11 protein-coding genes are annotated in these 19,261 nt (G+C 63.8%); 6 read left to right on the forward strand and 5 right to left on the reverse strand.

Annotated features, from left to right (window positions below):
* Positions 1 to 119: 119 nt before the first annotated feature.
* Both A4R29_RS27645 and A4R29_RS27650 read right to left on the reverse strand, forming a co-directional pair.
* Complete coding sequence (locus A4R29_RS27645; RefSeq protein ID WP_027163682.1) at positions 120 to 1,598, reverse strand: TadE/TadG family type IV pilus assembly protein; 1,479 nt, start codon at positions 1,596 to 1,598, stop codon at positions 120 to 122.
* A gap of 523 nt (positions 1,599 to 2,121) precedes the next feature.
* Positions 2,122 to 2,991 carry a transglutaminase-like domain-containing protein gene (locus tag A4R29_RS27650; protein WP_013529017.1) on the reverse strand — a complete coding sequence of 290 codons (870 nt, stop codon included), beginning with the start codon at positions 2,989 to 2,991 and terminating at the stop codon, positions 2,122 to 2,124.
* Between the two features lie 165 nt (positions 2,992 to 3,156).
* Here A4R29_RS27650 and A4R29_RS27655 point away from each other — a divergent pair, with 165 nt between their 5' ends.
* Positions 3,157 to 3,822, forward strand: coding sequence for an HAD-IA family hydrolase (locus A4R29_RS27655; RefSeq protein WP_027163683.1), 666 nt, complete (start codon positions 3,157 to 3,159; stop codon positions 3,820 to 3,822).
* Between the two features lie 7 nt (positions 3,823 to 3,829).
* On the opposite strand, the gene A4R29_RS27660 is transcribed toward A4R29_RS27655, so the two are convergent.
* Positions 3,830 to 4,051: a DUF1674 domain-containing protein gene (locus A4R29_RS27660; protein ID WP_013529015.1), complete on the reverse strand. Its 222-nt coding sequence runs from the start codon at positions 4,049 to 4,051 to the stop codon at positions 3,830 to 3,832.
* Between the two features lie 105 nt (positions 4,052 to 4,156).
* On the opposite strand from A4R29_RS27660, the gene htpX reads away from it, so the two are divergent.
* The 4 genes from htpX to purH all read left to right on the forward strand — a co-directional run bounded on the left by htpX (position 4,157) and on the right by purH (position 10,136).
* Positions 4,157 to 5,176 carry a zinc metalloprotease HtpX gene (gene htpX / locus A4R29_RS27665; protein ID WP_027163684.1) on the forward strand — a complete coding sequence of 340 codons (1,020 nt, stop codon included), beginning with the start codon at positions 4,157 to 4,159 and terminating at the stop codon, positions 5,174 to 5,176.
* Positions 5,134 to 6,561, forward strand: coding sequence for an RsmB/NOP family class I SAM-dependent RNA methyltransferase (locus tag A4R29_RS27670; RefSeq protein ID WP_063173296.1), 1,428 nt, complete (start codon positions 5,134 to 5,136; stop codon positions 6,559 to 6,561). The genes htpX and A4R29_RS27670 overlap by 43 nt, the downstream gene beginning before the upstream one ends.
* 147 nt (positions 6,562 to 6,708) lie before the next feature.
* Positions 6,709 to 8,433 carry a heparinase II/III family protein gene (locus tag A4R29_RS27675; protein WP_013529012.1) on the forward strand — a complete coding sequence of 575 codons (1,725 nt, stop codon included), beginning with the start codon at positions 6,709 to 6,711 and terminating at the stop codon, positions 8,431 to 8,433.
* Positions 8,434 to 8,519: 86 nt separating this feature from the next.
* Positions 8,520 to 10,136, forward strand: a complete 1,617-nt coding sequence (gene purH, locus A4R29_RS27680; RefSeq protein ID WP_063173297.1) for a bifunctional phosphoribosylaminoimidazolecarboxamide formyltransferase/IMP cyclohydrolase — start codon at positions 8,520 to 8,522, stop codon at positions 10,134 to 10,136.
* Between the two features lie 250 nt (positions 10,137 to 10,386).
* Here purH and A4R29_RS27685 read toward each other — a convergent pair whose 3' ends face one another.
* Positions 10,387 to 11,763, reverse strand: coding sequence for an MFS transporter (locus A4R29_RS27685; protein WP_027163687.1), 1,377 nt, complete (start codon positions 11,761 to 11,763; stop codon positions 10,387 to 10,389).
* A gap of 352 nt (positions 11,764 to 12,115) precedes the next feature.
* Here A4R29_RS27685 and A4R29_RS27690 point away from each other — a divergent pair, with 352 nt between their 5' ends.
* Positions 12,116 to 14,260 (forward strand): TonB-dependent siderophore receptor, encoded by a 2,145-nt coding sequence (locus A4R29_RS27690; protein WP_063173298.1) that lies wholly within the window; start codon positions 12,116 to 12,118, stop codon positions 14,258 to 14,260.
* Positions 14,261 to 14,340: 80 nt separating this feature from the next.
* Here A4R29_RS27690 and A4R29_RS27695 read toward each other — a convergent pair whose 3' ends face one another.
* Complete coding sequence (locus A4R29_RS27695; protein ID WP_063173299.1) at positions 14,341 to 19,155, reverse strand: NAD-glutamate dehydrogenase; 4,815 nt, start codon at positions 19,153 to 19,155, stop codon at positions 14,341 to 14,343.
* Positions 19,156 to 19,261 lie beyond the last annotated feature (106 nt).

The raw sequence follows: 19,261 nt of genomic DNA on the forward strand, positions 1-19,261 counted from the left end.
GGCGCGAAATGCGCGGCGGCTGACCTGATAGGTCATCGCTATGGGCCGCGCCACGGACGGAAACACGGAAGGCCGCCGGCTTCGAAAGAAGCGGCGGCCTTTTCCGTTTGCGGACCAGACTACTGGGTCAATGCGACCTTTTCGGTGTTGCGAATGATTTCCTGAAAGGCGTCGTCCAATTCGGCTCCGGTGGACACGTCGAAGAAATGCCTCTTGGCGGCGGAGGTATCCTTCGACGAACAATCCTTCAGCACCGCCTTTGCCTGGTCCCGCTCGGTTGTCGACATATCCTTGTCGTCCAGATCGAAGCCGATGGTGAAAATCTCGATGCCGTCGTTTTTCATGTTGTCGCACAGCGTTTCGGCGTTGCCGCGCGCAAGGGTGCCCTGCCTGTTGTAGCTGTCCCCAGCACCGGCGAAGGCCGTATTGAACTGGCCATCGGTCATCAGGATCGCGACCTTGGCGATCTTCTTCGGATCGGCATCCGAGGCACCCTTGCCAAGACCGGCATTCCTGATCGCAGTGCGCCATTGCGGCGACAGCATATAATAGGTCCACTGAATGGCGATCGCGCCGGCCGTAAACCCATTGGCCCGGAAGTCCTCGATCGATCCAAGCAAGGCATCGGAATCGGCGGTCAGCGGGATCACTTTCGCATCAGGACACCTGTTCATGTCCCCGTCACCGAGATGATCGTCCCGGTTGACCAGGGCATAGTATTTCTTGCCGTTCCCGTCGGTGCGGACAGTATCCGGGCCGTCGGCGCTCATATCCGCGTTGCCGTTCTTGTCCTTGCGCTCGGTGGCGCAATTGTCGGGGCGTGGCATCGCCGCGCCGACAATGGAGATGTAGTCGCTGAAGGACGGCAGCAGATTTTTGCCCGTCTTGGCGACGAGAAGCGGACTGCCGGCGACGGGTGGGAGCTCAGTGCTGGCTTGTTTTTCGGCATAGACGTTTTCCGCCAGCTTGCCGGCGTTGACGCCAGATGCGTAAGGCACAATCGCGACGCGGATGCGGGGGTTCTGCGGATCCTGTTTCTGCAGCATCGTCTGGACGGCGTTTTTTGCAGCTGTTTTCAGATCGCCGATTTTGTCGACCTTGCCGCGCTTGGCCATCGACCCCGTTATGTCGAGCATCATCGCCACTTCGACGGTCTTGTCCGAATAGAGCGCCGTCGTGGAGGCGGCGACGCGTTTCATGTCGCCCGTGCCAAAAATCGGGAAATACAGCCCGACATCGACATGGGCGTCAGCCTGGACCGTCTTGGCGGTCCTGTTGACGATCAGCCTGTCGAGTACGATCTGGTCGGCCTGCAGAATGCCTGCCTGGCTGTTGGCGTCGAGAAAGGCCTGCACCGATTTGTTGGCATCGGCTTCCTTGATGGCGCCGGTCGTTAGGTCGCGTGCCGTCGATGTGACCGCGGCGTCGACGACGCCTTGGAGGCTCGATCTGGCATTGTAGAGCTGCGATACGTTGACCGAGAAGCCAACAGCCAGCGCCAAGACCGAGGCGCTGAGGCCGAACAGGATTGCGAAATTTCCACCGCGATCCCTGGCGAACCCGCCGACCGCGTGAACAAGACCCCCGTAATTCCGCATCCTACAGCCTCCATTCGCCTCGGCCTCGTCGCCGCGGACAGGGCAATGCAGGATTCCCGCCGGATGACGCCGCTGGCTGGCAAAAGGCCGGCCGCTTGCCGCCAAATCATTGTTTTTGTTCGGCTTCAAGCTCCGCAAAGGTGAATGACTGGTAAACAGAAAAGCGCGGCCGCGGCTGCGTTTACGAGCCGGTTACCATGCTCAAGACGAAGCAATCACGGAATCCCGATGACGTCCTGTTGCGGGACAGGGTCCGTGTGCCGAAGCGGGCCAGTTGTCCCGAGACTGCAAGGCGCGAAATGATCGGATCCAACGCCTCCGGCCATCGAAAGACCAAAGCGCCATCACGTTTGAAAACCAGGGCCGCTTTTGGCCGCGCCCCAAGGGGTGTTGAGATTCAGGTAAGGCCAGGTCGAAAATGATGGCTTTCGAGAACCGGAGCGGAGCGGACATTTGGTCCGTGAGCACCGGAAGCTCAGAAAGCCGTCATTTGCAGACCGGCCTCACCTGAATCGACATACCTTTAGGCCAGCATCTGTGCGCCGACGGTCCTGTCGATACCGTGGTAGGGCGGGTTGAACAGATTGCCTTCCTGTTCATAGGTCCATACCTTGAACAGGCTGAGCCGGTGGGCGCCGAAACTATGCAGCAGCGGCACGTCGGTGGCGTCGCGGCCGCGGGCGATGACGATGCGGCCGATTCTTGGCGTGTTGTGGCGAGGATCGAACGTGTACCATTTGCCGTCGAGGAACACTTCCAGCCACGCCGAAAAGTCCATCGGTGCCGGATCGGCTGGCACGCCGATATCACCGAGATAGCCGTTCACATAGCGTGCCGGAATATTCATGCAGCGGCAAAGCGTGATCGCCAGATGAGCGAAGTCGCGGCAGACCCCGACGCGTTCCTCATGCGCCTGAGCCGCCGTGCGGGTCGAGCGCGCATAGCCATAGCCGAACGACAGCCGGTTGTGGACATAGTCGACGATAGCCTGCACGCGCGCCCAACCGGACGGAATGTCGCCGAAGAGCTGCCAGGCCAGGCTGCTCAGATGATCCGTCTCGCAATAGCGGCTGCCCAGGAGATAACCGAGAACTTCGTCCGGCAGGTCCGCCACCGGCACTTCCCTGGCCAGCGTGTTTACCTCGTCCGTCTCGCCGCTGTCCTCGACGACCGCGTCGTACAGGATGCGAAAACCACCGGCGGGCGCTGTGAAGCGCCGGCAGGCATTGCCATGCAGATCGTGGTACAGCCTTGTCGGCACCGCGGGCGAGGTCAGCACCCGCGTCTGCCGCTTGATATCAGCCTGCCTGTCCCGATGGATCTCGAGCACTGAAATCACCGGCGTGGCGGCTACGCATTCGATGGCGATTTCATAGCCGAGCCGGATCAGCATCGTTGGTCCCCCCTTCGATCTTGTGAGAAGCAGTCCTTCCCAAACGCCCGGAGGATACCGTGGTTCCCTGGGCCGATCGAAAAGCCCACCCCGTGTCTTCCCCTGCCGCGGTCGAGACGTTAGGTTCGGCAACCCCACCAGCGCTCCCCGGACTCAAGGAAAATCATGTATTCAGGCAGAAAATTCGCGGCCTTCCTCTTCGACATGGACGGCACGCTCATCAACTCCATCGCCTCGGCGGAACGGGTGTGGAGCGATTGGGCACGCCGCCAGGGCCTTAACGTCGCTGCCTTCCTGCCGACGATCCATGGCGTACGCGCGATCGAGACCATCACCGGCCTGGCACTGCCGGGCGTTGACCCGGCACACGAGGCTGATCTGCTGCTGAAGGCCGAGGCGGCCGATCTCGATGGCATTATCCAGATCGCCGGCGCCGTGGCATTTCTCGACTCGCTGCCGCCCGAACGCTGGGCGATCGTAACCTCCGCCCCACGTGAGCTGGCGCTGTTGCGCATGAAGGCCGCCGGCATCCCCGTCCCGGCGGTCATCGTCGCAGCGGAAGATGTCTCCCGCGGCAAGCCGGCGCCCGATTGCTTCCGGCTTGGTGCGGAACGGCTCGGCTTCGACGCGCGCGACTGCCTCGTGTTCGAGGATGCCCCGGCCGGCATAGCGGCAGCCGAAGCGGCGGGCGCGGCGGTCATGGTCATCAGCGCCACGCACAAGCACCCCTTGCCAACGCAACACGCCGCGATCGCGGGCTACGACATGGTGGGCATCACCGTCGACGAGCGTGGCTGGATCGCGCTCGAGCCGCAGCGCAACGCCGCCTAGGCGGCGTCTAGAAATCGCTGGTCAGGCCCTTTACCTCCCAGTCGCCGTAGCGCCCTGGCTCCTTGCCGCCGCGGCCGCCGATTTCCTTCGGCGCCGAGGCTTCCTTTTCCAGGTACTTTGCACGCCTTGCTTCGGCTTCCGCGAGCGCACGTCTGGCTTCCGGCGTCAGCGCCTTTGGCTCGACATCATGGGCAAGCTCGGCATCGGTTTTACTGGCTTCGTCGTTCATGCGATATTTCCAGCGGATTGAAACGGGAACTGGTGTTTCCCATCATATAGCGATGAGACGAAGCGGATCGACCCCTTTTCGCTATCACCTGGACAGGAGCAGACGATGAACACACTTCGCACCGCCATGCTTCTTGCCGCGATGACCGCGCTGTTCATGGGCGTCGGCTTTTTGATCGGCGGAACCGGCGGCATGATGATCGCGCTGCTGATCGCCGCCGGCACCAATCTGTTCAGCTACTGGAATGCCGACAAGATGGTGCTGTCGATGAACCGTGCCGTCGAGGTCGACGAGAAGAACGCGCCCGAATATTACGCCATCGTCCAGTCGCTCGCCAAACAGGCCGGCCTGCCCATGCCGAAGACCTACCTGATCGACAATCCGCAGCCGAACGCCTTTGCCACCGGCCGCAACCCGCAGAACGCGGCGGTCGCTGCCTCCACCGGCCTGTTGCAGGCGCTGACGCCTGAAGAGGTCGCAGCCGTCATGGCGCACGAACTCGCCCATGTGCAGCACCGCGACACGCTGACCATGACGATCGTCGCCACCTTTGCCGGTGCCATTTCGATGCTCGGCAATTTCGCCTTCTTTTTCAGTGGCAATCGCGACAACAATCCGTTCGGCTTTGTCGGCGTGCTGGCGGCGATGATCGTAGCGCCCTTTGCCGCGATGGTCGTGCAGATGGCGGTCAGCCGCACCCGCGAATACGAGGCCGACCGACGTGGCGCCGAAATCTGTGGACACCCGCTCTGGCTGGCATCGGCGCTTGACAAGATCGCCCGCGGCGCCGAACGCATCCGCAACCCCGATGCCGAGCGCAATCCCGCGACCGCGCATCTCTTCATCATCAATCCCCTTCACGGCGAGCGCATGGACAGCCTGTTCTCCACCCACCCCGCCACTGAGAACCGCATTGCAGCCTTGCAGGCGATGGCGCGCGACATGGCCGGCAGCGAAAGCCGGGCTGCACCGCGCCAGGCCCCAACGCCACGCCAGGCGGACGAACTGCGGCCATCCGGCCCGTGGGATCAGACAGCACGGCCCGAGCAGCCGGCGGAGCCCGCCAAGCCCAAATCCAACCCATGGGGTCGCAATCCGACCGGGCCCAGGGGCCGGTGGTCGTGAGCGTGGCGGACAGAGGACCTCGACGCACGGTTTCAGGTGATCAGGAACACAGGGACGGCGGCGACTTCGTCGCCGGTCTCGCCGCGCGCAAGGCAGCGGCCCGCCTGCTTGCCGCCGTCATCGATGCCAGGACACCGCTTGACGGGCTGACCGATCACGAGAACGGCCACCCGCAATACAAGGCGCTCGATTTGCGCGATCGCGGCCTTGTCCGCGCCATTCTGGTCACCGCGCTGCGCTATCGCATGACCATATCGGGGCTCTTGGCGCGGCGCCTGGAAAAGCCGCTGCCGCCCAATGCCACGGCGCTGTCGCACATATTGCATGTGGCGGCCGCACAGATCCTGTTCCTCGATATTCCCGACAGCGCCGCCGTCGACATTGCGGTGACCCATGCCAAGTCCGATCCGCGCACGGTGCGGTTCTCCGGCCTCGTCAATGGCGTGCTGCGCACACTGGCACGGGCCAAGGAAACGGAATTGCCTGCCGCCCTTGCCGCCACCGACGAGGCGCCCAAATGGTTTTCCGACAGGCTGAAGACTACCTACGGCAACGAAAAGGCCAGACAGATCCTCGAAGCGCATCGCATTGAGGCGCCGGTCGACTTCTCGGTCAAGGCCGATCCCGGACTCTGGGCCGAAAAACTCGGCGGCATCGTCCTGCCGACCGGCACGGTGCGGGTCGAGAATCTTGTCGGTCCTGTCACCGAATTGCCTGGCTTTGCCGAGGGCGCCTGGTGGGTCCAGGACGCCGCGGCCAGCCTGCCCGCCCGACTGTTCGGCGATGTCACGGGATTGCGGGTTGCCGATCTCTGCGCCGCGCCCGGCGGCAAGACCGCGCAGCTGATCGTTGCCGGCGCGAAGGTCACCGCCGTCGACACGTCAAAAAACCGGCTTGCGCGGCTGACGCGGAATCTCGAGCGCCTCGGCCTGTCCGCCGAGATCGTCCAGGCCGACCTGCTCAAATTCGAGCCGAAGGAATTGTTCGACGCCGTTCTCCTCGACGCGCCCTGCTCGTCGACCGGCACGGTGCGGCGGCACCCCGACGTGCCATGGACCAAGACTTCGGCCGATGTCGAAAAACTGGCCGACCTGCAGCGCAGGCTGCTCGCCCGCACTGTGACGCTGGTGAAGCCCGGCGGCAGGATCGTCTTTTCCAACTGTTCGCTCGATCCGCTCGAAGGCGAGGATCTCTGTCGCGCCTTTCTCGCCGGCACGCCTGAAATCACCAATGATCCGCTGCTGCAAGGCGAGATCGCCGGCATCGATCCATTCCTGACGCCGCAAGGCACGCTGCGCACCACGCCCGCCGACCTGGACCTCGGCGCGCCGGAACGCTCAGGCCTCGACGGCTTCTTCGCCGCTCGCATGCGGCGAGCCGGCTAGGGCTTGAACTGCCGGATTTGCTGCCTTTTTTAGGCAGGACCGGGGGCAGAAGCAGGTGAACCGGCCCGGGCTCGTGGAATTCGCCTTCGCACGAATCGTGCAATCATGTAGACTCGGCGCCGGGGTAGAGGACGATCAGGAGGGGTTTTGGCACTGGCTGCCAGCAGCACGACGCGTCTGTGGACGCTTGTCGCGAAGGAGTTCTGGCGCAAAACGCGCCGGCGCCTGCGCGCCGGGCCTGTCTATCGCTGGCGCTATTCCGGCCGCACGCCGGAACGTGTGCTGATCGCACCGCCGGACCTGCGCCTCGCCGACCCGCAGATCGCACTCGAGATCTATTACGGCCGCTATCCCCTGTCGGGGCATCTGGTCGAGACCGGCGGCAAGTCGCCTTTCCAGATCAACGTGCCCAATCACGGGTGGCAGAAGACGCTGCACGGCTTTCGCTGGCTGCGCCATATGCGCGCCGCCGGCACGGAGCTTGCCGCTGCCAATGCCCGCGCCCTGGTCTCCGATTGGATCACCATGCATGGCAGCCATATTTCCGGCATCGCCTGGGAGCCCGGCACGACGGCCAAGCGCATCATCGCCTGGTTGCAGCACTCCTCGGTCGTATTGCAGGGCGCCGAGTTCCCTTTCTACCGCGCCTTCCTGAAGTCGGTTGCCATGCAGATCCGCTACCTCAGGTCGATGGCGCGCGAAATGCCCGACGGCAAGGACAGGCTGCGGGCCCGCATCGCGCTCGCCTTCGCTGCCTTGTCCCTGCCGGCGCCGGCATCGGCGCTGCGTGGCGCGACCCGCAATCTTGCCGAGGAACTCGACCGCCAGATCCTCGCCGATGGCGGGCACATTTCGCGCAATCCGATGGTCGTCCTGGAAATCCTCGCCGACCTCCTGCCACTGCGCCAGACCTATGCCAACCAGGCGGAAACCCCGCCGCAGGCGCTGATCGGCGCCATCGACCGCATGCTGCCGGCGCTGCGCTTCTTCCGCCATCAGGATGGCAGCCTCGCCCGCTTCAACGGCATGGGCGCCACCATCCACGACCGCATCGCCACCATCCTGCGCCACGACGACACCGCTGGCGCGCCGCTGCTGCATGCGCCGCATTCCGGCTATGAGCGCCTGTCTATGGGCGGCACCACGGTCATCGCCGACACCGGCCCGCCGCCGCCAGTCGACGTGTCCAATGCCGCACATGCCAGCTGCCTTGCCTTCGAACTGTCGTCCGGGCGCCAGCACTACATCGTCAATGCCGGCATCGACACCTACGGCGCGGCTGAATTCCGGCCGCTGGCGCGCGCCACCGCCGCGCACTCGACCGCCACCATCAACGACACCTCGTCGGCGCGCTTCAGCCACTCGTTGCGCGTCAACGACCTGCTCGGTTCGCCGTTGATCGGCGGCCCGCAGCATGTGCAGTGCAAGCGCACCGACCAGAAAGGCGTTCAGGGTTTCATCGCCCGCCATGACGGCTATGTCGCGCGCTTTGGTTTCCTGCATGAGCGCGAGCTGAAGCTGTCGTCGAACGGCAATGTGCTGGCCGGCCGGGACCGCTTCCAGCGCCCCGGCAGTGCCGCGATCCGCAACAATGGCCGCGACTTCGTCACCGTCCGCTTCCACGTTCATCCCGATGTCAACCTTTTGCAGGACGAGCATGACCGCCTGGTGCTGGCCGCCGATCAGGCCGACACCTGGGTGTTCACATCGGCCGAAGTGGTGCCGGAGGTCGAGGAATCGATCTATTTCGCCGGTCTTGGCGGCCCGCGCCGCAGCCGCCAGATCGTGCTTGCCTTCAAGGCCTCGGAAATCGCCGAAGTCCACTGGCAGCTGACCCGCACCAGCATCGCCGGTTATCCGGAAAACAACTGACCTACCTGACCGCCGGTTTGATTTCCGGGCGGCATGTGCTACGGGCGCGGGCATCCACCACACCAGTCGTGAAAGGCCGCCAGCCCATGGCCGTCGCCGCCAAGAACATTCCCGCACCAGACCTTGTTCCCGTGCGCCGCGCCCTGCTCTCCGTTTTCGACAAAACCGGCCTCATCGATTTCGCCAAGGCGCTGGCAGCCGCAGGCGTCGAGCTGGTCTCGACCGGCGGCACGGCAAAGGCGATCGCTGACGCGGGCCTTCCGGTGCGCGACGTCTCCGAGCTCACCGGCTTTCCCGAGATCATGGATGGCCGCGTCAAGACCTTGCATCCCGGCGTGCATGGCGCGCTGCTTGGCGTGCGCGACGATCCGGAGCATTCAGCGGCAATGCGCAAATACGGCATCGAGCCGATCGATCTCGTCGTCTCCAATCTCTATCCGTTCGAGGAGGTCCGCCGCTCCGGCGCCGACTACGCATCGATCGTCGAGAACATCGACATTGGCGGCCCGGCCATGATCCGCGCCTCGGCCAAGAACCACGCCTATGTCGCCATCGTCACCGATCCCGGCGACTATGCCTCGGTGCTGAACGCGCTGGAGATGAACATCGGCTCGCTGTCGCTGGATTTCCGCAAGAAGCTGGCCGCCAAGGCCTTCGCCCGCACCGCCAGCTATGACGCGGCGATCTCCGGCTGGTTCGCCGAAGCGCTCGAGATCGAACACCCGACGTGGCGTGCCTTTGGCGGCAGGCTGGTCGAGGTGATGCGCTATGGCGAGAACCCGCATCAGAGCGCCGGCTTCTATATCGATGGCGACAAGCGGCCGGGCGTCGCCACGGCGCGTCAGTTGCAGGGCAAGCAGCTGTCCTACAACAACATCAACGACACCGACGCCGCCTTCGAGCTGGTCGGCGAGTTCGATCCGGCGCGTTCCGCCGCCGTCGCCATCATCAAGCACGCCAACCCGTGCGGCGTTGCCGAAGGCGCCTCGCTGAAAGCCGCCTACGCCAAGGCGCTCGCCTGCGACCCGGTTTCGGCCTTCGGCGGCATCATCGCGGTCAACCGCACCCTCGACGCCGAGGCGGCGGAAGAGATCGTAAAAACCTTCACCGAAGTCATCATAGCGCCCGGCGCCACTGACGAGGCAGCGGCCATCGTCGCGGCGAAGAAGAATTTGCGCCTGCTGGTCACCGGTGGGCTGCCGGATCCGCGCACGCCGGGCACGACGGTCAAATCCGTCGCCGGCGGTCTGCTCATCCAGGGCCGGGACAACGCCGTCGTCGACGACCTCGAACTGAAGGTGGTGACCAAGAGGGCGCCGACGCCGGTCGAAATGGCCGACCTGAAATTCGCCTTCCGCATCGCCAAGCACGTCAAGTCCAACGCCATCGTCTACGTCAGGGACGGCGCCACCGTCGGCATCGGCGCCGGCCAGATGAGCCGGGTCGACTCCTCACGCATCGCTGCCCGCAAGGCACTCGACGCCGCCGAGGCCGCCGGCCTTGCCGAACCGCTGACCAAGGGCTCGGTCGTCGCCTCCGACGCCTTCTTCCCCTTCGCCGACGGATTGCTGTCGGCGATCGCCGCCGGCGCCACTGCCGTTATCCAGCCGGGTGGCTCGATGAACGACAAGGACGTCATCGCCGCTGCCGACGAGCACGGCATCGCCATGGTGTTTACGGGCGTCCGGCATTTCAGGCATTGACGCACTTCTTCCTTCTCCCCTTGCGGGGTGAGAAGCGGTTCGCGCAGCGAACGAAAAGCCAATTGCTTGGCTTTTCGAGCTTCGAACGCCCTGAGCCTGCGAAGGGCCGGGCGGTGGCCGATCCGCCCTGCCGGGTCCCCGCTGCTCCGCAGCGTCCCGGCGTTCGCCAGCCTTTCATCGTGCCACTGGCACGATGAATTCGCTTCGCGAACCGGCCGCTCACCCCACAGGGGGAGAAGGAAGAAAGAACTCACTCCGCCGGCCGGTCCGCCGGATAGGGCGTCTTGACCAGGATCGCTATGCCGATCCCGAGGAACAGCACGATCACCGCCATGCCGAGCCGTGCCGAGCCGCTGGCCAAGGTGACGGACGCGACCATGAACGGCGCCAGGAAACTGGTCGCCCGTCCGGCCAGCGCATAAATGCCGAAATAGCGGCCGGATTCTGCCGCCGTGACGCTGCGCGCCATGTAGGATCGCGACGACGCCTGCACCGGCCCGAAAGCCACACCGATCAACAGGCCGAAGAAGATGTAGGCCTTTTCCGCTGCGGTGCCGAACAGGCCGCCACTGTCCGGTCCAGGCATCATCCAGAGGCCGAACAAAGTATAGCCCGGTCCGGTCGAGACGATGCCGATCGTGGCGATGCTGAGCAGGACCAGCGAGATCATGACGATGGTTTTTGAGCCAAGCGCCGTGTCGAGACGGGCCGCAACCAGGCAGCCGAAGATGGCGACGACGTTGAGAATGATGCCGAAAATACCGATTTCGGTGATCGACCAGTGGAACATCGCTGCTGCGAAAGTGCCCCCCAGCGCCAGCACCGCATTGACACCGTCCTGATAGATCATGCGGGCGACAAGGAAGCGGAAGATGCCGCTGCGCTTGCGCACTTCGCCCAGCGTCACTTTCAGCTCCGCCAACCCCTCTCGCACCGCAGGGCCGATCGGCAGGCCCTTGATGGCATCGGGGGTGAAAAAGAACATCGGCAGGATGAACAGGAAGTACCAGCCGGCTGACAAAGGCCCGGTTGCGCGCGCGTCCTCGCCGAGCTTCGGGTCGAGCCCAAAGAGCGGGTCGGTGCCGATGATCGTCTTGCCGGTCTCCGGCGAACCGGCCAAGCAAGCGACGACGAAGATCAGCGCGATCATGCCGCCGAGATAACCAAGGCCCCAGGCCATGTTGGAGATTCGGCCGATCTCGCTCTTCGGCACCAGGCGCGGCATCATCGAATCGTTGAACACGGTCGAAAACTCGGCCGCGACCGACGCCAGCGAAAAGAACAGCACGACCAGGAAAAGGTTCGAACCGGGGGCCGCGAACCAAAGCATGCAAAGGCAGGTGACCTTGACCGCGGCAAAGAATGCGATCCAGGGCTTGCGCGGGCCGGTCTGGTCGGCAATCGAGCCGAGGATGGGCGACAGCACGGCGATGACAAGACCTGCCGCGGCAATGCCGTAGCCCCAGGCCGCCTGGCCGGTCTCCGGATCGCTCGCCATGCGCGAGACGAAGTAAGGTCCGAAGATGAAGGTCGTCACGACCGTGAAGAACGGCTGCGCCGCCCAGTCGAACAGCATCCATCCCCAGATGCCGCGCCCGGACGCACGCTGCACTGTCTCTACCGTCATCATGATCCCTCGGCACCCGTTCCGTGTCGGGCGCCATGTCTGCATGTTTCATGCCCTCATGCAATGAACGAAGCTCGGTGCCGTACCCTTGACGCTGCCGGGCGTTCACTGTTCGAAAGCCATGCAACCGGCTTTCGTCCGCTACGCGAACCAAGCCCGTATTTTTCTCGTGGGAAGTCGGACCGCAGGTCCGGCGCCGTCCTCCACCCCCTGCTTCGCAACGATTGTCGCCGGCGTGGATCTCTTGATTATTAAGTTGACTCTTTTTGTCCGCTTTGACTAATTGCGCTCGCGCAGGGCCGGAACGGTGACCGGCCGAACTGCTCGAAATTGGTCTGATAGGGAATAAGAGATGACGATTGGTCGACAGGCATTGCTGCGCATTCAGGCAAGGCGATTGATTGCGAGCAGTGCCTTGATAGCGGCATCTTTTGGAATGGTGGGGACCGGCCGGGCCCAGGACGTTTCGCCGGACGATGCAACTCAACTGGAAACGATCGTCGTCACCGGCAAGTCGGACCGCGTTGGCGGGCCCGATCAAACGATCGTCGCCAAGGATACGGCGACCGCCACCAAGACCGATACGCCGATCGTCGACGTTCCCGCCTCGGTTTCAGTTGTAACCCAAAAGGAACTGGAGGCGCGCCATGTCGAAAGCCTCCAGCAGGCCGTGGCCTACACATCCAGCGTCCTCACCGACGAGTTCGGCAACGATGACCGATACGACTATATTCGCATCCGCGGTTTCGACCAGACATCGCTCGGTACCTATCGCGACGGCTTGACGGCGCGCATCCCAGCCTGGTTCACGGCCAGCCGTCTCGAACCTTACGGACTTCAGCGCGTGGAGGTCCTGAAGGGATCGACATCGACGCTTTTTGGTCTCAACGGCCCTGGCGGATTGGTGAACGCCATTACCAAGCGGCCGCTGGACCAGAAGCAGGGGGAGATTTACACGTCCTATGGCGACGCCACCAAGGAGATTGGCGTTGATTTTGGCGGACCGATCGGCCCCGATGGCGTGTGGACCTATCGGCTTACCGGGCTGGCCAAGGATGGCGATCAAGGATGGGATTATTCCAACGACGACCGGCTTTACATCGCACCCGCGTTGACCATCAAGCCCGAGGAAGGAACCTCGCTCTCCATCCTGACTGACTATTACAAGCGAGATGGCACAGGCGCACGCGGCACCCCGGCCGGCGCCAATATCGACATCGGCACCTTCCTGGGCGAGCCGGATTTCAACCGCTTCAACACCGAGCAGGTCGATATCGGCTACCAGTTCGAGCATGAGTTCAACGAGAACCTCACCTTCCGCTCCAATGCCCGCTACACGCATTTGAGCCTCGACTACGCCGAGGTCTACGGCGCGTCGCTTGACCCCACGGCGGACCGCACGGCATTTTCGGTCGGCGGCCTGTCCAACCGCTATGCCTTCGACAATCAGTTGCAATACGATACGGGCTGGGACCGGGTCGCCAGCAAGACGCTTGTCGGCGTCGACTACGCCAACGACAACACCCATGAAAACATCCTCTTCGGCACTGCCGGCCCCATCGACATCGACAACCCGACCTATTGCGGTCTGTCCTGCATCAACCTCGGCCCCTATGTGAACTGGCGGGTCAAGCAGCAGGCGGTCGGTGTCTATGCCCAGGAGCAATTGACGTTTGACGACCGCTGGATCGTCACCTTGGGCGGGCGCTGGGACCGCGTGCAGACGACAGCTGATTATCTCGACCTGGGAACGCAGGACGACGACACCGCATCGGCCTTCACCAAGCGCGCCGGCCTGACCTACAAATTCACGCCGAACCTCGCGGTCTACGCCAACTATTCGGAAAGCTTCCAGCCGCTCGTGTCGCCAAGCGCCAACGGGTATGCGGTCTCGGGCTCGTTGAAGCCTCAGGAGGGCAAACAGTATGAGGCAGGCATCAAGTACAAGCCCGACGGCTTCGACGGCCTGTTCACAGCCGCGGTCTTCGACCTTACCCAAACCAATGTTCCGACCTATGTCACGCCTGTTGTCCAGCAGCAGATCGGCAAGGTTGGCGTCCGCGGCATCGAACTCGAGGGCAAGGCCGCCATCGCGGAAAACCTGAACCTGACGCTTGCCTATTCCTACTGGGATGCCGAGATCCTGGAAGACGGCATTGGCGGGAATGCCGGCAATCGGCCGCAGCGCGTTCCTCGCCACCTGGCGTCAGCCTGGGTTGACTATACGCTTCCCGAGGAAGGACCGCGTGGCGACCTGACCATCGGCGGCGGCCTGCGCTATATCGGACAAACCTACGGGGATGACGCGAACACCATTTCGATTGGCGGCTACGCACTGGTGGATGCGGCGATTAGCTACAAGATGACCAAGGACGTGACGTTGGCCTTGAACGCAACGAACCTGTTTGACCGGAAGTATCTGACAACCAGCTATTACGGGACCGAATTCTACGGCGACCGGCTGAAAATCGTCGGCACCCTCAAACATTCCTGGTGAGCTTGCTGAACGCCAAGCGCCGATAACATTGGAAAAGGCGCCACACGCACCCGACAACGCGTGTGGCAATCATGGACGGTTCACATCCCCGTCAGATCGCTCATCAGCCCCGACGCCACCGACAGCCGCGACACGGTGATGTCGCCGCCCTCGGTCAACGCCTGCAGCCGCTCGCGGATGCGCGCCACCCGCTCGCCGCCGGCGTCCAGCCAGGCAGCCACCGGATCGGCCGTCTTGGCGTGGCCGGTGAGCGCCGCCACCGCGATGCCGCGCCGTGCCGCATCGATCGTGTCGGTGGCGCGCGAAAGCGCCAGCTGATCGTAGTAGTCCGATGGCGTGATCGAGCGTGCGGCATCCTCGACACGCGGAATGCGGAAGGCATCGCTGACGGCGAAGAACGCCTTGGCCGCGGCGACGATATCGGCGCCGGCGGTGCGCGCCGTCAGCGCGATGTCGGGGATGAGTTCCGCCACCTCGCTCAGTGCCAGCTGCCCGGCCAAGCTTTCCGGCGCGCCGGCCTTGAACAGCCCATGCCGCTTCTCCTCGATGCGCTCGCGTGAAAAGGCCGGCAGCAGCGAAACGAGCTTGGGCTCCAGCGCCTTGCGGGCTTCCTGCAACTCGGCAATGCGCTGGCTGAGGGGTGCCGTGCCGGCATCGTTCTTCAGATACCAGCCGCTGGTCACATACATCAGCCGGCTGACCATCTGATAGAGATCAAGCTGCACCTGGCCGTCGATCTGGTTGTCGAGCGCGTCGATCTCGCGATAGAGCGCCGGCAAGGCAAAACCGTCACGCACCACCGCGAAGGTCCGCACCACGTCGGCGGCGGTGCGCCCGGTGGCCTCCTGCAGCCGGTTGACGAAGGATGGGCCGCCGCGATTGACCAGATCGTTGGCGACGACCCGTGTGATGATCTCCCGGCGCAGCCTGTGGCCATGGATCTCGGCGGCGTATTTCTTCGCCATCTGGTCGGGAAAATAGCCCATCAGGTCGCGGTCGAAATGCGCGTCATCAGGCACGTCGCTGGCGACGATGTCGGAAAACAGCACAATCTTGGCATAGGCGAGCAGCACGCCGAGTTCGGCTCTGGTCAGCGGTTCGCCACGCGCTTCGCGCTCGGCCAGCGCTGCCGGCGACGGCAGCGTCTCGACGGCACGGTCGAGCAGGCCGCGCGCCTCCAGCGCTGTCATGAAACGGCTCTGATGCGCGATGTCGGCGAGGCCACGCTTGCGGGCGATCGAAAGCGCCAGCGTCTGCTGGTAGTTGTTGGACAGCACCAGCGAGCCGACCTCCTCGGTCATCTCGGCCAGCAGCTTGTTGCGTGCCGGGCGTGTCAACGACCCCTTGCGCATGGCGGAAGCCAGCGCGATCTTGATGTTGACCTCGACGTCGGAGCAGTTGACGCCGCCCGAATTGTCGATGGCGTCGGAGTTGCAGCGGCCGCCATTCATGCCGAACTCGATGCGCGCCCGCTGCGTGACGCCGAGATTGGCGCCCTCGCCGATCACTTTCGCCCGGACGTCGAGCGCGGTGATGCGAATGGCATCGTTGGCGCGGTCGCCGACCTCGGCATTGGTCTCGGTCGATGCCCTGAGATACGTGCCGATGCCGCCGAACCACAGAAGATCGACCGGCGCTTTGAGAATGGCGGTCATGATCTCGACCGGCGTGGCGGTGGTCTTGGCCAGGCCGATCGCCGCCGCCGCCGCCGCCGGCAAGGTGATCGATTTCTGGTTGCGCGAGACGATGATGCCGCCTTCCGACAGTTTCGCCTTGTCGTAGTCCTGCCAGCTCGAACGCGGCAGCGCGAACATGCGCTCGCGCTCGGCCATCGAGGCTGCCATGTCGGGATCGGGATCGATGAAGATGTCGCGATGGTCGAAGGCCGCGATCAGCCGGGTTTTCGGGGACAAAAGCATGCCGTTGCCGAACACGTCGCCTGACATGTCGCCGACCCCAACGACGGTGAAGGACGAGGTCTGGATGTCGCGGTTGATCTCGCGGAAATGCCGCTTGACCGCTTCCCAGGCGCCCTTGGCGGTGATGCCCATCTTCTTGTGGTCATAGCCGGCCGAGCCGCCGCTGGCGAAGGCGTCGTCGAGCCAGAAGCCGTGCTTCTCCGAGATCGCGTTAGCGGTATCGGAGAAGGTCGCCGTGCCCTTGTCGGCGGCAACGACGAAATACGGATCGTCCGGGTCGCGTCTGATAACGCCGGCCGGCGGGATGACGCCGTCGAGGCCGATATTGTCGGTGATCGACAGCAGGCTGGAGACGAAGTTCTTGTAGGCCGAAGTACCGGCCTCGAAGATCGCGTCGCGGCCGGCGCTCATCGGCAGCTTCTTCGGATAGAAGCCGCCCTTGGCGCCCACCGGCACGATGACGGCATTCTTGACCTGCTGTGCCTTGACCAGGCCGAGCACCTCGGTGCGGTAGTCCTGGGCGCGGTCGGACCAGCGCAGGCCACCGCGCGCCACCGGACCGAAGCGCAGATGCAGACCTTCGACCTCGGAGCCGTAGACGAAGATCTCCCGCCACGGCCGCGGCGCCGGCAAGCCCTCAACCGCGTGCGAGTCCAGCTTGATCGCCAGCGACTGGCCCTTTTCTTTCGTATCGGCAACGAAATGATTGGTGCGCAGCGTGGCTTCGATCAGATTGAGGTAGCGCCGGATGATGGTGTCGTCGTCGATATTCGGCACATCCTCCAACGCATCCTTGATCTTGGCCTTGAGGTGCTTTGCGGCCACCACGCCTTCGGTCTCCGCTGTCGGGCCAAGCCGGGCGATGAACAGCGCATGCAGGCCACGCGCTATGTCGGGATAGCGGTTGAGCGCGGCGGCGATGAAATCCTGGCTTTGCGGAATGCCGACCTGCTGCAGATAACGGCCATAGGCGCGCAGGATGGTGATCTCGCCAGACCACAGGCCGGCGGTCTGGGCGAGGCCGTTATAGCCGTCATTGTCGACGTCGCCGCGCCAGACGGAGAGGAACGCATCTTCGAACAGCGCGCCGCCATCGGTCAGGTCGATCGGCTGGCCGTAGCTGTTCTCAAGCTCCATGTCATGAATAAAGACTAAGCCGGGCCGATCACTATTGATCGTGCCGACCTGGTCGTCGCCGACCTCGAAAGTGCGCTCGCTGATGACGCGGAAGCCGATGTTTTCCAGCACCGGCACCCGGCGCGACAGCGCCACCGGGCTGCCATGGTGATAGATTTTCAGCGACGCCTGATGCGGCTTCTGCTCGGCATGGCGATAATAGTCGATGGCGATCGGATTGCCGGCGCTGATCTTGGCAATGCGCCCGGCATCGGCCAGCGCCACCGCCGCGCTGAACGAATCGCGGTAGCTTTCCGGCAGCCGCGCGGCGATCGCCTTCAAAGCCTGGTCGCCGCCACTGGCCTCGGCCGCATCGGAAAGGGCGTCCTCCCAGGTACGCACGATGTCGCGGATCGCCGCCTCTATCGTCGCTTGCTCGACCTTCGGCGTCTTGCCGCCGGAGCGGCCGATGATGAAGTGCACGCGCGCCAGCCCGCCCTCGGGAAAGGCCGGGTAGTAGGCCGACAGCCGGCCTTCGAATACGGTTTTCAGATAGGAGCCAATCTTCTCGCGCACGACGCTGTCGTAACGGTCGCGCGGCACGAAGACGAGGATTGAGACGAAACGGTCGAACTGGTCGGCGCGCACCAGCGCCCGCACGCGTGGCCGCTCGACCAGGCCCAGAATGGCGGCGGCATGTTTGCGCAGGATCGGCACCGGCACCTGGAACAGCTCGTCGCGCGGATAGCTTTCCAGCACGTTGATCAGCGCCTTGCCGGAATGATCGTGCCGGTCGAAGCCGGACTTGGCGATGATGGTTTCGGCCTTGGACCTAAGATACGGGATCTTCATCACCGAGCGCGTGTAGGCGGTCGAGGTGAACAGGCCGACGATGCGCAATTCGCCCGCGAGCGTACCCTTGGCGGTGTAGGTCTTGATGCCGATGTAATCGAGATAGATGCGGCGGTGCACGGACGACTTGGCATTGGCCTTGGTGACGATCAGCGGCTCCGGCCCATGCAGGAAGGCGCGGATCTCCGGCGTCGTCGTTACCGCTTCGGTGCCGCGCCTGAGCACCAGCACGTCGGGATCGGACAGGATGCCGAGGCCAGGCTTTTCAGCGCGCTCCAGCGTGCCGCTTTCCTCGCCGCCGGTGTATTTGAACTCGCGCATGCCAAGGAAGGTGAAATTGTCGTCGCGCAGCCACTCTAGGAAGGCGAGAGCCTCGGCAACGCTCTTCTTGTCGAGCGGCACGGCCGTATAGCGGAATTCCGAGATCGCCTGATCGAGGCGGGCCAGCATTGGCCTCCAGTCGTGAACGGCGGCATGAACCTGGCCAAGGATCTTGCGCAGCCGCTCGCTCAATCCGCTCGCCTGCTCGGATGTCAGCCGCGGGATGTGGACATGGATGACGCTCAGCCGGTCGTGGCTGCCATCGTCCTTGGCGAAATTGCCGTCGCCGAGGATTTCTTCCACGCCGCCCTTGCCGTGGCGCACCACGATAACCGGATGGGTGACCAGGGTCGGTTCGCCCGATGTCTCGGTGATCTCGCCGAGGATGGAATCGAACAGGAACGGCATGTTGTCGTTGACGACCGTGACAACCGTCATCGGGCGGCCGTCTCGCACAACGCCCGAATCGGCATCGACGGCGACGACGCACTCGCCTTTCTTGTGAGTGGCGACTGCCTGGCCGGCGAGATCGGCAGCCCGCTCCAGGTCGGCCACATCGTAGGGAGCAATGTCTTCAGCTGGCGCGCGGGCGAGCAGATAGTCTGCAAGCCTGGCTGGCCTTTCCTCCGCTTTAAGCGCTGCCGTGGCTTTTTTCTTCGGCTTGCTCGCGGATTTCACGCTGGCCATGACGCACGTCCCTCCCGTCGAATGCTTTTACGACTATGGTAGCAGATGACCGCTGTTTGGCGACAAAGGTTTGACGGCTTGCCAAGAATTATCGGAATTTGGCGAC

This window comes from Mesorhizobium ciceri biovar biserrulae (assembly GCF_001618845.1).
GTDB classification, from domain to species: domain Bacteria; phylum Pseudomonadota; class Alphaproteobacteria; order Rhizobiales; family Rhizobiaceae; genus Mesorhizobium; species Mesorhizobium ciceri.

Bases quoted from the DNA above. Each gene is read 5' to 3' on its own strand.
- A4R29_RS27645 (WP_027163682.1), bottom strand. From the start codon at position 1,598: ATGCGGAATTACGGGGGTCTTGTTCACGCGGTCGGCGGGTTCGCCAGG.
- A4R29_RS27650 (WP_013529017.1), bottom strand. From the start codon at position 2,991: ATGCTGATCCGGCTCGGCTATGAAATCGCCATCGAATGCGTAGCCGCC.
- A4R29_RS27655 (WP_027163683.1), top strand. From the start codon at position 3,157: ATGTATTCAGGCAGAAAATTCGCGGCCTTCCTCTTCGACATGGACGGC.
- A4R29_RS27660 (WP_013529015.1), bottom strand. From the start codon at position 4,051: ATGAACGACGAAGCCAGTAAAACCGATGCCGAGCTTGCCCATGATGTC.
- htpX (WP_027163684.1), top strand. From the start codon at position 4,157: ATGAACACACTTCGCACCGCCATGCTTCTTGCCGCGATGACCGCGCTG.
- A4R29_RS27670 (WP_063173296.1), top strand. From the start codon at position 5,134: ATGGGGTCGCAATCCGACCGGGCCCAGGGGCCGGTGGTCGTGAGCGTG.
- purH (WP_063173297.1), top strand. From the start codon at position 8,520: ATGGCCGTCGCCGCCAAGAACATTCCCGCACCAGACCTTGTTCCCGTG.
- A4R29_RS27685 (WP_027163687.1), bottom strand. From the start codon at position 11,763: ATGACGGTAGAGACAGTGCAGCGTGCGTCCGGGCGCGGCATCTGGGGA.
- A4R29_RS27690 (WP_063173298.1), top strand. From the start codon at position 12,116: ATGACGATTGGTCGACAGGCATTGCTGCGCATTCAGGCAAGGCGATTG.
- A4R29_RS27695 (WP_063173299.1), bottom strand. From the start codon at position 19,155: ATGGCCAGCGTGAAATCCGCGAGCAAGCCGAAGAAAAAAGCCACGGCA.